Source organism: Diaphorobacter sp. HDW4B (genome assembly GCF_011305535.1).
GTDB lineage: Bacteria > Pseudomonadota > Gammaproteobacteria > Burkholderiales > Burkholderiaceae_C > Diaphorobacter_A.
Map to the genome: position 1 here is coordinate 1612478 of NZ_CP049905.1, position 12014 is coordinate 1624491.

Below are 12014 nucleotides of genomic sequence, written 5' to 3' on the forward strand. Positions count from 1 at the left end.
TGGCTCCTGAATTTTTTCGAGATGGGAAACGGACGGCTCCGGCCAAATCGGCACGGCCCCGTTCGTTCGCTTATTCCTTGTAGTAGACGATCTGGCTGCTGGTGGCCAGCATCAGGCCATCGGCATTCCACAATTGTGCCGTCTGATCAAAGAAGCCATTGCGAAATTCCTGCGCACTGGCCTGTGCAAAAAGAAAGCCGCTGCCGGTCTGCGCAAGCTGCTCGCGATTGGCGTGAAAATAAGTCGTGATCGACACGGTGCCGATCGGCACGCGGCGCGCGCGGCGCAGCCAGATGCGCGGAAAGAACAGATCGGACGCAGCCGCGAGCGATACGAAATCCAACGGACGCTCCGGCACATCGCGCACCCACAGCTGCGACAGGCTGGTGTCGCCGCTGTCATCCCAGACGCTCGGGAAATTGCCGGAAACCGGGCGCATGTCGTAGGCGCTGAGCCATTGCGCACGGAAGATCGGCTCCGCCCGTTCGAAGTTCTCAGGCCCCGGCGCGACGGGCATCTTCACGTCCGAAACACCCCAGGTCTCGCGGCGCAAAGCCGTCATCGCGGTGGCCGTGGTCGCCACCACCATCTCGCCGTCCGGGCCAGCTTGCTCCAGCGTCAGCATCCAGTGCTGCGTCGACCGATTGGTGCGCACCGGATTGGCACGGATGGTGAATTCGCCTTCGGTCACCGCGCCCGCAAAGTTCACCGTCAACGAAATCGGATCGCCCAGCAACTGCGGATGCTTGAGCACCGCCTCCAGCATGGCCGCTGCGGTGATGCCGCCGAACGGCCCCACCATGTTCCAGTAGGCTTGCGTCGTGCGGCCGGTGTAGACGCCGGGCTCGCGGGCCTGGAGCGCCATTGCGTCGTCCAGAGGATGAATCGTGGCTTGGTTTGTCATGCTTGCCAGTGTGCCGGTTTTTGCGAAAAGCCGTGGTCGTGATGGTGACTCGTCACTCCCCAAATGCGCCAAAGCGATGCGGCGAACACGGGAGTCGACGTCCCGCGCTCACGCATCGCCTTGTCAGCTTCAGACGCGCTCGAAAATCCCGGCAGCGCCCTGCCCCATGCCCACGCACATCGTCACCATGCCGTACTTCAGCTTCTTGCGCTGCAGCGCGTGCACGACGGTCGCAGAACGGATCGCACCCGTTGCGCCCAGCGGGTGGCCCAACGCAATCGCGCCGCCCATCGGGTTGACCTTGGTGGGATCGAGGCCCAGCGTGTTGATCACGGCGAGCGACTGCGCGGCAAAGGCTTCGTTCAGCTCGAACCAGTCGATGTCATCCTGCTTCAAGCCCGCATAACGCAGCGCGGCTGGAATCGCTTCGATCGGGCCAATGCCCATGATCGCAGGAGGAACACCCTTGCTCGCGTAGCTCACAAAGCGTGCGAGCGGTGTGAGGTTGAAGCGCTTGATCGCAGCTTCGCTGGCGATGATCAGCGCACCTGCGCCATCGCTGGTCTGCGAGCTGTTGCCCGCCGTGACCGAACCGCGTGCGGCAAACACCGTGCGCAGTTTGGCCAGGCCTTCCAGCGATGTGTCAGGACGCGGACCTTCGTCGAGGCTCACCGTGCGTGTGCTCACCACGGTCTCGCCCTTGGCCAGATCGAGGCCGCGATCCGTCACGTCAATCGGTGTGATTTCGCTGGCGAACTCACCGGCTTGCTGAGCCGCGATGGCGCGCTTGTGCGACTCCAGCGCGAACGCGTCCTGCGCCTCACGAGTCACCTTCCATTGCTGCGCGACCTTCTCTGCGGTCAGGCCCATGCCGTAGGCAATGCCCACGTCACCATCGCGCTCGAAGATCGAAGGCGAGAGCGAGGGCGCGTTGCCCATCATCGGCACCATGCTCATGCTTTCCACGCCAGCGGCAATCATCACATCGGCCTCGCCCACACGGATGCGGTCGGCCGCCATCGCGACGGCAGACAGACCCGATGCGCAGAAGCGATTCACGGTGATGCCACCCACGCTGGTCGGCAGACCTGCCAGCACCGAACCGATACGCGCCACGTTCAGACCTTGCTGCGCTTCAGGAATCGCACAGCCGCAAATGATGTCCTCGATGGCTTTCGGATCGAGACTGGGCACCTGCGCCAGCGCCGATTTCAGAATCGTCGCGAGCAGATCATCCGGTCGGTAGTTGCGGAAGAAGCCCTTGTGCGAACGACCAATCGGCGTGCGCGTGGCGGCAACGATGTAGGCGTCTTGCTGTTGTTTCATATTCAGTACTCCTTGCGTGACGCATTCATCAGTTACGAACCGGCTTGCCGGTATTCAACATGCCGAGAATGCGTTCATGCGTCTTCGGATGCGCGATCAGATGGGTGAACGCCTTGCGCTCGAGCTTCAGCAGATATTGCTCGTCCACCAGCGTGCCGGCATCCACATCGCCGCCGCAGACGATCTCTGCGATCAGCGATGCAATGTGCTGGTCGAACTCGCTGATGAAACCACCATCGCGCATGTTCACGAGCGAGCCCTTGATGGTGGCGATGCCGCTGCGGCCCGCCACCGGGAAGGTGCGCGCCAACGGTGCACGCCAGCCGGAATCCGCCATGGACTTGGCTTCGTTGATGGCCACGTAAAGCAGCTCGTCCTTGTGCGCGACGATGATGTCGCTGTCCAGCAAATACCCGAGCTTGCGCGATTCAATCGCACTGGTGCCCACCTTGGCCATCGCCGCTGCGGTGAAGCCTTCGGTGAGGAACGGCAGCAAATCCTTGCCCGTGCTCGTTGCCGCATTTTCAGCAGCGCGACGAGCGATGTAGGTGAGACCACCCGCGCCCGGCACCAGGCCCACGCCCACTTCGACGAGGCCGATGTAGCTTTCCATGTGCGCCACGCGGCGTGCGGAATACACCGACAGTTCGCAGCCGCCGCCCAGCGCCATGCCGTGGATCGCAGCGACCACCGGCACTTGCGCGTAGCGCATGCGCAGCATCATGTTCTGCAGTTCCTGCTCGATGCTTTCAATCGCATCGGCACCGCCCACGACGAACGCGGGCATTGTCGCTTCCAGATCGGCACCCACGCTGAAAGGCGCGTCGCCGGACCAGATCACCATCGCCTTGAAATCGCTCTCGGCCACATCGACGGCTTCCATCAGGCCTTCCATGACTTCGGGACTGATGGCGTGCATCTTGTTCTTGATGCTGGCGATCAGCACTTCGCCGTCGAGCGTCCAGGTGCGCAGCGCCTTGCTTTCGGCAATCGTCGTACCAGCGGTTTGCCAATCGGGCAGATTGGATTCACCCAGCAGCTTCTCGGGGAAAATCTGACGCGAATAGACCGGCAGCTCGCGGCGTGGAATGAATTTGCCTTGCGATGCGCTCCACGAACCTTGCGCGGTGTGCACGCCACCGGCCTCGGCCACGGGGCCCTCGAACACCCACTTGGGCAGCGGCGCTTTGGTGAGTGCCTTGCCTGCATCGATGTCTTCCTGCACCATCTTTGCGACTTCCAGCCAACCGGCTTCCTGCCACAGCTCGAATGGGCCTTGCTTCATGCCGAAGCCCCAGCGCATGGCCTGGTCGATGTCGCGTGCGGTGTCGGCGATGTGTTCCAGATGGATTGCAGCGTAGTGAAAACTGTCGCGCAGAATCGCCCACAGGAACTGACCGGGCGCACCTTCCGCGCCGCGCAGCAGCTTCAGGCGCTCGCCCGCAGGCTTCTTGAGCATGCGCGCATAGACGTCGTCGGCCTTGCCACCTGCGGGGATGTAGTCTTCGCTGTCCAGCTCGAACTGCAGAATGTCGCGACCGACTTTCTTGAAGAAACCTGCCTTGGTTTTCTGTCCGAGGTTCTTCAGATCGAGCAGCTTCTGCAGCACCTTGGGCGTGCCGAAATTGCCGTAGAACGGATCGGTTTCCAGCGTCAGGTTGTCCTGCAGCGTCTTGATGACATGCGCCATCGTGTCCAGGCCCACCACGTCCGCCGTGCGGAATGTACCGCTGGATGCGCGGCCCAGCTTCTTGCCGGTGAGGTCGTCCACCACGTCGTAGGTGAGACCGAAATTCTCAGCCTGCTTCATCGTCGAAAGCATGCCGGCGATGCCGATGCGGTTGGCGATGAAGTTGGGCGTATCGTGTGCGCGCACCACGCCCTTGCCGAGCGTGGTGGTGACGAAGGTTTCGAGCTGGTCGAGCACTTCGGCGTTGGTCGTCGGCGTGTTGATCAACTCCACCAGTTGCATGTAGCGCGGTGGGTTGAAGAAGTGGATGCCGCAAAAGCGCGGCTTGATCGCATCGGGCAGCGCTTCGGAGAGCTTGGTGATCGACAGGCCCGACGTGTTCGATGCCACGAGCGCGGTCTTGGCAACGAAGGGCGCGATCTTGTGATACAGATCGAGCTTCCAATCCATGCGCTCGGCAATCGCTTCGATGATCAGATCACAACCCTTGAGCAGCTTCATGTGCTCTTCGTAGTTGGCGGGCTGGATCAGATCAGCGTCTTCGGCCACACCAATCGGCGATGGCTTGAGCTTCTTGAGATTGACAATCGCCTTCTCCGCAATCGCGCTCTTCGGACCTTCCTTGGCAGGCAGGTCGAACAGGATCACGGGCACTTTCACATTGACGAGATGGGCCGCAATCTGCGCACCCATCACGCCCGCGCCGAGCACGGCGACTTTCTTCACCTGGAATCTAGACATACTGTTGGTTCCTCAGAAATTCCATCATTCAAATTCGTGCACGCCGCTTCCCACTTCGTTGGCCTCATCATTCAGATGGCCGCGGAGCAGGCCATGCCAGCAAACGCCGCGCTAGGGCCGCCCCGACGCGCTGGCGTTGTCCCCCTTCAGGGGGAAGGCGCGCAGCGACTCAGGGGGGCCGTCAATTGACGCGTTGCCACGTCTGCGTGCGCCAGAAAGGGCCCAAATAACCGCGCACTTCGAGCTTCGCGCCACCATCTACAGGCGTGAAGCTGGCGCGGTATTCCTTGCCGTTTTCGGGATCGATGATCTTGCCGCCGGACCACACGTCCTTGTCGGCTTCCTTCTTGCCACCACGGATGATGTCGAGCCCGACGATGGGCTTGTCCTTGCGGTCATCCTTGCATTCGGTGCAGTTGGGGTGGTCCTCCGCCCCCTTCTTGAGCGTCTTTTCGATGCGACCGCTGAGGCCACCCGCCGCATCGCTGATGCGGATTTCGGCCTTGGCTTCGCCGGTCTTGTCGTCCTGGCTGCGCCAGAGGCCGACAGGCGAAACCTGCGCGAATGCGGGCACTGCGAGTGCCATGCCGAGCACGGCTGCGAATATTTTTTTCATACGGTCTCCATCGCAAAAAAAGCAGCTCAAGTTTTCAGAGGCTGAACAACGCGCAACGCGATTCAGGCCAGCGCCGCGTCGGTGTCCATCAGCGACTTGCCACCGGCACGCGCCGTGCGCATCAGCGAAGCGGTTTCGGGGAACAGCTTGGCGAAGTAAAAGCGCGCGGTCTGCAGCTTGCCCTGGTAGAACGGATCGGTGTTGCCGTTGCCGATTTCGCGCAACGCAACCTGCGCCATGCGGGCAAAGAAATAACCGAACACGAGGTGACCCGCAACGCGCAGATAGTCCACGGATGCCGCGCCCACTTCGTCGGGGTTCTGCATGCCCTTGAAGCCGATTTCGGTGGTGAACTTGGTCATCTGGTCGCCCAGCACGGCGATCGGGTTGATGAACTCGGCCATCTTCTCGTTCACGCCTTCTTCTTCCACCAGTTGGCCAATCAGCTTGCCGAACTTCCGGAGCGTTGCGCCCTGGTTCGACAGGATCTTGCGACCCAGCAGGTCCAGCGCCTGAATGCCGTTCGTGCCTTCGTAGAGCATGTTGATGCGCGCATCGCGCACGAACTGCTCCATGCCCCATTCCTTGATGAAGCCGTGGCCGCCATAGACCTGTTGGCTCATCATCGTCGCGTCCCAGCCGTTGTCGGTGACGAACGCCTTGACGATGGGGGTCAGCAGCGCGACCAGATCGGCGCTGTCCTTGCGCACCTTTTCATCGGGGTGGTTGAGTTCCTTGTCGATCAGGAAAGCGCTGTACGTGATGAGTGCACGGCCACCTTCGGCATAGGCCTTGGCGGTGAGCAGCATGCGGCGCACGTCGGGGTGCACGATGATCGGATCGGCGGGCTTGTCCTTGGCCTTGATGCCCGAGAGACTGCGCATCTGCAGGCGGTCCTTGGCGTAAGTCAGCGCGTTCTGATACGCCACTTCGGTCAGGCCCAGCGACTGATTGCCCACGCCCAGACGCGCCGCGTTCATCATCACGAACATGGCTTGCAGGCCCTTGTTGGGCTCGCCCACCAGCGTGCCAACGGCGCCGTCGATGTTGATCTGCGCAGTCGCGTTGCCGTGAATGCCCATCTTGTGCTCGAGCGCGCCGCAGAAGATCGGATTGCGATCACCCAGCGAGCCGTCGGCCTTCACATTGAACTTGGGCACGAGGAACAGGCTGATGCCCTTCGATCCTTGCGGCGCATCGGGCAGACGCGCGAGCACCAAGTGCACGATGTTCTCGGTGAAATCATGCTCACCCGCGCTGATGAAAATCTTGTTGCCGGTGATCTTGTAGGTGCCATCGGCTTGCGGCTCGGCCTTGGAGCGCAGCAGGCCCAGATCGGTGCCGCAGTGCGGCTCGGTCAGGCACATGGTTCCGGTCCACTCGCCGCTGGTGAGCTTGGGCAGATAGAGCTTCTTCTGTTCGTCCGTGCCGTAGGCGTGCAGCGCTTCGTATGCGCCGTGCGACAGGCCGGGGTACATGGTCCACGCCTGGTTTGCGCTGTTGAGCATTTCGTACAGCGCGGAATTCACCACGAACGGCAGACCCTGACCGCCGTAGTTCGGGTCGCACGACAGTGCAGGCCAGCCACCATCGATGAACTGCTTGTAGGCTTCCTTGAAGCCAGTCGGAGTCTTCACCTCGTGCGTTGTCTTGTCGAGCACGCAACCTTCCGTGTCGCCGCTGATGTTGAGCGGGAACGTCACGTTGGCAGCGAACTTGCCGGCTTCCTCCAGCACCGCGTTGATGGTGTCGGCATCGACTTCGGCGTAGTTGGACATCTGCTTGTAGTCGTCCGTGATCTTGAAGACCTCATGCATGAGGAATTGCATGTCACGAAGCGGTGGCGTGTATGTAGGCATGTGGACTCCAGGAAGAAAGTTTTTAGTGGAAAACGAAAAGCGGTTTGTCGATTGAACAGAGAAAACGGTGACTGGCGTGCGACTCAACTGATCGCCGAAGCGTCTGCCCCGTAGCGCTGCAGGATGCTGTTGAAGCCCCCCACGGCGCGCTTGATAGAGCCGGGAGTGCGCAGAAAACGGGCTTCGTAATGCAGCGCAAGAATGAGGCCGTGAATCTCGAACAGCATCTGATTGGCATCCACGTCGGCCTTCAACTCGCCGCATTCGGCGCATTGCTCGATGGCGCGCCGCATGGCTGCGTGCCAGGTGAGCACGGAGTTGGCAAGCGCATCGCGCACGGGACCGGTGCGGTCGTCGAACTCGACAGCGCCGCTGATGTAGATGCAGCCCGAATCAAGCTCGATGGAGGTGCGCTTCATCCAGTTGTCGAACATCGCACGCAGACGACCGAGGCCGCGCGGCGCGGTCATGGCGGGGTAGAACACTTCCTGCTCAAAACGCGTGTGGTATTCGCGGATCACGGAGATCTGCAGCTCTTCGCGTGAGCCAAAATGTGCGAACACGCCGGACTTGGACATGCCGGTCACATCAGCCAATGCGCCGATGGAAAGCCCGTCCAGACCGATGTGCGTGGCCAGGCCCAGAGCGGCCTCGATGATGGTGGCCTTGGTCTGCTGCCCCTTTTGCAGCACCCGTCCTTCGCGGCTTGCGGAAGCGCGTGCGGGCTTGGGAGAAGTGGTGGTGGCAGTCATGTCTGGCAATAAAACGAACGATCGTGCTATTTTGCACAAAAGTTTTCCATAACGCCAGTGTTTGACCTCTTCTTCTTGCAAATGCAGGGAAAACCCTTGCAGAAGAATTTTTCGCCCATAAAAAATCCGCCTTGCGGCGGATTCTTGTGACGGGTGCGTTTCGGGCTGAACTCAGTGCAGCACAGCCAGCACGTTCTGAATGTCTTCGGCGGGCGAGCTCTTGAAGCCCGAACGCACAAAGCGCAGCAGACGGCCGCGCATCAGATCACCGAGCAGAGCCGCGCGCATTTGCGCCTCGGCGGTGGGCGCTGTTGCACCGGCTGCATCGGCGCCATCGCGCAGGCATTGGCGCAGCGAGGATTCGATCTTGTCGAAAAACAGGTTCATGCGTTGCTGCAGGCGTTCGTTCTCGAACACCAGCGCATCGCCCACCATGACCTTGACCATGCCGGGATTGCGCTCGGCAAACTGCAGCACCATGGTCACGATGCGCAGCGCCTGCTGCGTGCCGTCCACGGCGCTGGCAGCGTCCACTGGCGGCTCGGTGATGCGGTTGATCAGGGTGAACACGCTGCTTTCGATGAACTCGATGAGTCCCTCGAACATCTGCGCCTTGCTGGCGAAGTGGCGGTACAGCGCTGCTTCGCTCACCTCCAGACGCGCAGCAAGCGCGGCGGTGGTGATGCGCTCAGCTCCCGGCTGTTGCAGCATGGCGGCCAGCGCCTGCAGGATTTGCACCCGGCGCTCTCCCGGGCGCGGACGCTTGCGTGCAGCGGCTGCTGGCACGGCGGTGGTGACGATTTCGGTTTCTTCTACTGAGGACATAGGCTCGCATTCGCAACAGTTGTAAGGAGAATTTTCGCACACTCACTTACCTGATCGCATTCGCGGTCGCTGATGCAATGCAAGTTCAAGCAATTGCAAACGCACTGCCAGCCCATGTGAAAGGTGCGGAAACCCAAGCTACATGCGGGCTGCAGCCGCCTTGCCGACTGCTTTGGACAGTCGACAAGAAGGCATGTAAAGGTGGGTGATCAATAGCTGCGAATCATGGTGCCGTAAGCCTGATCGGTCAGGATTTCCAGCAGCATGGCGTGCGGCACGCGGCCATCGACGATGTGCACGGCGTTGACACCGCTCTTGGCCGCATCGATCGCGCCCGCCAGCTTGGGCAGCATGCCGCCGGAGATCGTGCCGTCTTCAATCAGATCGTCGATCTCGCGCGAGGTCAGCTCGGTCAGCAGCTTGCCTTGCTTGTCGAGCACGCCGGGGATGTTGGTGAGCAGCACCAGCTTCTCCGCCTGCAGCACGGAAGCCAGCTTGCTGGCGACCACGTCGGCGTTGATGTTGTAGCTCTCGTTCTCTTCGCCAAAGCCGATGGGGCTGATGACGGGAATGAACGCGTCGTCCTGCAACGCCTTCACCACGCTCGGGTCGATGGCGACGATGTCACCGACCTGGCCCACGTCGTGCTCGACGTTGGGGTCCTTGTTGTCGAGCAGCTTGAGCTTCTTGGCGCGGATCAGGCCACCATCGCGACCTGTGAGGCCCACGGCCTTGCCGCCAGCCTGGTTGATCAGGCCCACGATGTCCTGCTGCACTTCACCGGCCAGCACCCACTCCACCACTTCCATGGTCTCGGAGTCGGTCACGCGCATGCCCTGGATGAATTCACCCTTCTTGCCGAGGCGCTTGAGCGCAGTCTCGATCTGCGGGCCGCCGCCGTGCACCACGACTGGGTTCATGCCCACGAGCTTGAGCAGCACCACGTCTTCCGCGAAGTCGGCCTGCAGCTCGGGATCGGTCATGGCATTGCCGCCGTACTTGATCACCATGGTCTTGCCATGGAACTTGCGGATGTAGGGAAGCGCCTGGGCCAGAATTTCGGCCTTGTCGCGCGGGGCAATCGAGGAAAGATCGTTCATGGATGGAGGCCGTCCGGAAAAGGAGGAGGTCAGTGAATCGGATAACCTCAAATTGTGCCGCAAACACAAGGCGATCACGAGAAGCGCCCCATCAAATCAGGTCGCAACCTACGAGCAAGCACCATCTTGCCCCTCAGAAGGCCGCGGAGCAGGCCATGCCAGCAGACGCCGGGCAAGAGCCGCCTCGCGGCGAAGGCGTCGTCCCCCTCAAGGGGGAAGGCGCGAAGCGACTCAGGGGGTGATCAATGTTTTATCCAGTTCGGAACCTTGAAGCGCACGATGCAGAGATAGGCGACCACATAGCTCACCACGAACAGACCGCAGAACGCCATCAGAATCCAGGTCTTGTTCCAGAACAGAACGGCCGGAACCACGGTCAGCATGGTGAACGCCCAGAGGTACGGCGAGGTGCGGTTGTTGCGCATGAGCATGCGGCGCGATTCGTCGTCATGGAACACGCCGATCACGATGCGGCGGTAGATCAACTGGTGAAAGTGCAGCGCATCCGCCATGCCCGGCGACACGCCGCGCGCGAGCTTGCGGTAGATGGAGAACAGCGTCTCCCAGATCGGATAGATCAGCAGCAGCACCGGAAACCACGGCGACACGTCCGGGTTGCGCTGCACCAGCGCAATGCTGACCATGGCGATCACCACGCCCCAGATGTAGGCACCGCCATCTCCGGCAAACAACATGCCGCGCGGGTAATTCCACATGAGAAAGCCGCCGGTCGCCGCCGCCAGACAGATGATGAGCGAGCCCAGCGCGCGGTCATTGACCTGCAGGCAGACATGGGCCAGCGCCAGACTGATGACCAGCGCCACCATGCCCGCAAGACCGTTGTAGCCGTCGATGATGTTGAAGGCGTGCGGCAGCCCGGCAATCGCCAGCATCACGATCCCCATGCCGATCCATGGCGCTTGAGTCAACACCATGTCCAGCCATGACACGCCAAGACGCGGAATGTTCATGCCCAGCAGCCAGATCGCCAGCGCCCCGGAAAGCAATGTGAGAGCGAGCCGGTAACGCACTGTCATGCGCTGTGTCATGTCCTCGATGATGCCGCCCAGCGCTGCAGGCAGCAGGGCGACGATCCACCAGTAGGTCCAGTTGCCCAGCCTGAGCGAGGCAGGATCTCCCGACTGCGACTGGATGACACCCATGCCCCAACTGACGCACAAGCCCGCCAGCAATGCCACGCCACCCATGCGCGGCACTTCGCCCATATGGAAGCGTTGAGGTTTGGATTCATCGTCGTAGTGCGGCGTCCGACGCCCCTTGAGCAACCGGATGAGGAAGGCGGCGCAGACACTCGAAACCAAAAAGGCTATCAGCGACAGCCAAATCATGGGTTCTTTGCCCCCGTTGGAATGCCGGCCGACAGGGGTTCCAAACGCCGTGCCTGACGATACGCAGACGAACTCCACAGCCGCAGCAAACTGCGCACATGCCATGCAAGATGAGAAAGCGAGCGGCCACTTGCACGCTGCGCCTCATGAATCACGCGCACCGGGGCACGGACGATGGACCACCCAGCCAGTCGGATACGCAAACTCAAATCAACATCCTCGCAGTACATGAAATAGCGCTCATCAAAACCATGAACCTGTTGCCATACAGCAGCAGGCATCACCAGACAGGCCGCGTTCACCCAATCCACTCGCGTCTCACCATGCCCCAACGCTCGGCGTTGCCAAAGCGCAACAGGTGTCGGCAACGCACGTTCGCTGTCCTGCACCCGACCAGCCACGTCGAGCTGGATCGGATAGGCACAACCCACTCCCAGCCGAGCCGCACAGTCCACCAGGGAATCGAACGGATCCTCGGTCAAGCGGATATCAGGATTGAGCACGCAAACGAATTCTTCACCCGCATTCGCGAGCGCTCGATTATGGTTTTCGCCAAAGCCAAGCGGCTCGGCATTGCGGCGCACCTGCAGCTCGAAAGGCCAATGCCCATCAGGCTTCACCGGCAACGAAAGGACTTCCCCCGGCTTGTTCAAAGTCACCACCACACGATGCACGGACCGGGCGCTGAATTGCTTCAAATCGTTGAGCAAATCGTTGATAGCAGTGTCATGCCCATGGCTGACAATAGACACCACCAAGTGTCTTGAATTTGTTGTCGGGGAATCCATCAGGGGCGTATTGTCCTCGTTACAGACACTGCTTGTGTCAATATTTGATTCCCGCCAAGTGTTG

Annotated in this window: 10 protein-coding genes; all 10 read right to left on the reverse strand. The window is 61.1% G+C overall.

The features are described from left to right. Positions 1–70 precede the first annotated feature (70 nt). The gene (locus tag G7048_RS07485; protein ID WP_166067530.1) at positions 71–904 is read right to left on the reverse strand and encodes an acyl-CoA thioesterase II; all 834 of its coding nucleotides are present in this window, start codon (positions 902–904) and stop codon (positions 71–73) included. A 129-nt stretch (positions 905–1033) separates the two neighbouring features. Next, positions 1034–2230 (reverse strand): acetyl-CoA C-acyltransferase, encoded by a 1197-nt coding sequence (locus tag G7048_RS07490; protein ID WP_166067531.1) that lies wholly within the window; start codon positions 2228–2230, stop codon positions 1034–1036. 28 nt (positions 2231–2258) lie between these two features. Beyond that, the gene (locus G7048_RS07495; protein WP_166067532.1) at positions 2259–4661 is read right to left on the reverse strand and encodes a 3-hydroxyacyl-CoA dehydrogenase/enoyl-CoA hydratase family protein; all 2403 of its coding nucleotides are present in this window, start codon (positions 4659–4661) and stop codon (positions 2259–2261) included. A gap of 181 nt (positions 4662–4842) precedes the next feature. Next, positions 4843–5277, reverse strand: a complete 435-nt coding sequence (locus G7048_RS07500) for a DUF2147 domain-containing protein (protein WP_166067533.1) — start codon at positions 5275–5277, stop codon at positions 4843–4845. A 62-nt stretch (positions 5278–5339) separates the two neighbouring features. After that, positions 5340–7136 carry an acyl-CoA dehydrogenase C-terminal domain-containing protein gene (locus tag G7048_RS07505; RefSeq protein WP_166067534.1) on the reverse strand — a complete coding sequence of 599 codons (1797 nt, stop codon included), beginning with the start codon at positions 7134–7136 and terminating at the stop codon, positions 5340–5342. An 83-nt stretch (positions 7137–7219) separates the two neighbouring features. Next, positions 7220–7888, reverse strand: a complete 669-nt coding sequence (locus tag G7048_RS07510) for a TetR/AcrR family transcriptional regulator (RefSeq protein ID WP_166067535.1) — start codon at positions 7886–7888, stop codon at positions 7220–7222. 171 nt (positions 7889–8059) lie between these two features. Then, complete coding sequence (gene slmA, locus G7048_RS07515) at positions 8060–8713, reverse strand: nucleoid occlusion factor SlmA (RefSeq protein ID WP_166067536.1); 654 nt, start codon at positions 8711–8713, stop codon at positions 8060–8062. Positions 8714–8922: 209 nt separating this feature from the next. Further along, positions 8923–9813, reverse strand: a complete 891-nt coding sequence (gene argB / locus G7048_RS07520; RefSeq protein ID WP_166067537.1) for an acetylglutamate kinase — start codon at positions 9811–9813, stop codon at positions 8923–8925. A gap of 242 nt (positions 9814–10055) precedes the next feature. After that, positions 10056–11162 (reverse strand): glycosyltransferase family 4 protein, encoded by a 1107-nt coding sequence (locus G7048_RS07525; RefSeq protein ID WP_166067538.1) that lies wholly within the window; start codon positions 11160–11162, stop codon positions 10056–10058. Beyond that, positions 11159–11950 (reverse strand): glycosyltransferase, encoded by a 792-nt coding sequence (locus tag G7048_RS07530; RefSeq protein WP_205750352.1) that lies wholly within the window; start codon positions 11948–11950, stop codon positions 11159–11161. Before G7048_RS07530 ends, G7048_RS07525 begins: the two co-directional genes overlap by 4 nt. Between the last annotated feature and the right edge of the window lie 64 nt (positions 11951–12014).

Bases quoted from the DNA above. Each gene is read 5' to 3' on its own strand.
- G7048_RS07530 (WP_205750352.1), bottom strand. From the start codon at position 11,950: ATGGATTCCCCGACAACAAATTCAAGACACTTGGTGGTGTCTATTGTC.
- G7048_RS07495 (WP_166067532.1), bottom strand. From the start codon at position 4,661: ATGTCTAGATTCCAGGTGAAGAAAGTCGCCGTGCTCGGCGCGGGCGTG.
- argB (WP_166067537.1), bottom strand. From the start codon at position 9,813: ATGAACGATCTTTCCTCGATTGCCCCGCGCGACAAGGCCGAAATTCTG.
- G7048_RS07510 (WP_166067535.1), bottom strand. From the start codon at position 7,888: ATGACTGCCACCACCACTTCTCCCAAGCCCGCACGCGCTTCCGCAAGC.
- G7048_RS07500 (WP_166067533.1), bottom strand. From the start codon at position 5,277: ATGAAAAAAATATTCGCAGCCGTGCTCGGCATGGCACTCGCAGTGCCC.
- G7048_RS07525 (WP_166067538.1), bottom strand. From the start codon at position 11,162: ATGATTTGGCTGTCGCTGATAGCCTTTTTGGTTTCGAGTGTCTGCGCC.
- G7048_RS07505 (WP_166067534.1), bottom strand. From the start codon at position 7,136: ATGCCTACATACACGCCACCGCTTCGTGACATGCAATTCCTCATGCAT.
- slmA (WP_166067536.1), bottom strand. From the start codon at position 8,713: ATGTCCTCAGTAGAAGAAACCGAAATCGTCACCACCGCCGTGCCAGCA.
- G7048_RS07490 (WP_166067531.1), bottom strand. From the start codon at position 2,230: ATGAAACAACAGCAAGACGCCTACATCGTTGCCGCCACGCGCACGCCG.
- G7048_RS07485 (WP_166067530.1), bottom strand. From the start codon at position 904: ATGACAAACCAAGCCACGATTCATCCTCTGGACGACGCAATGGCGCTC.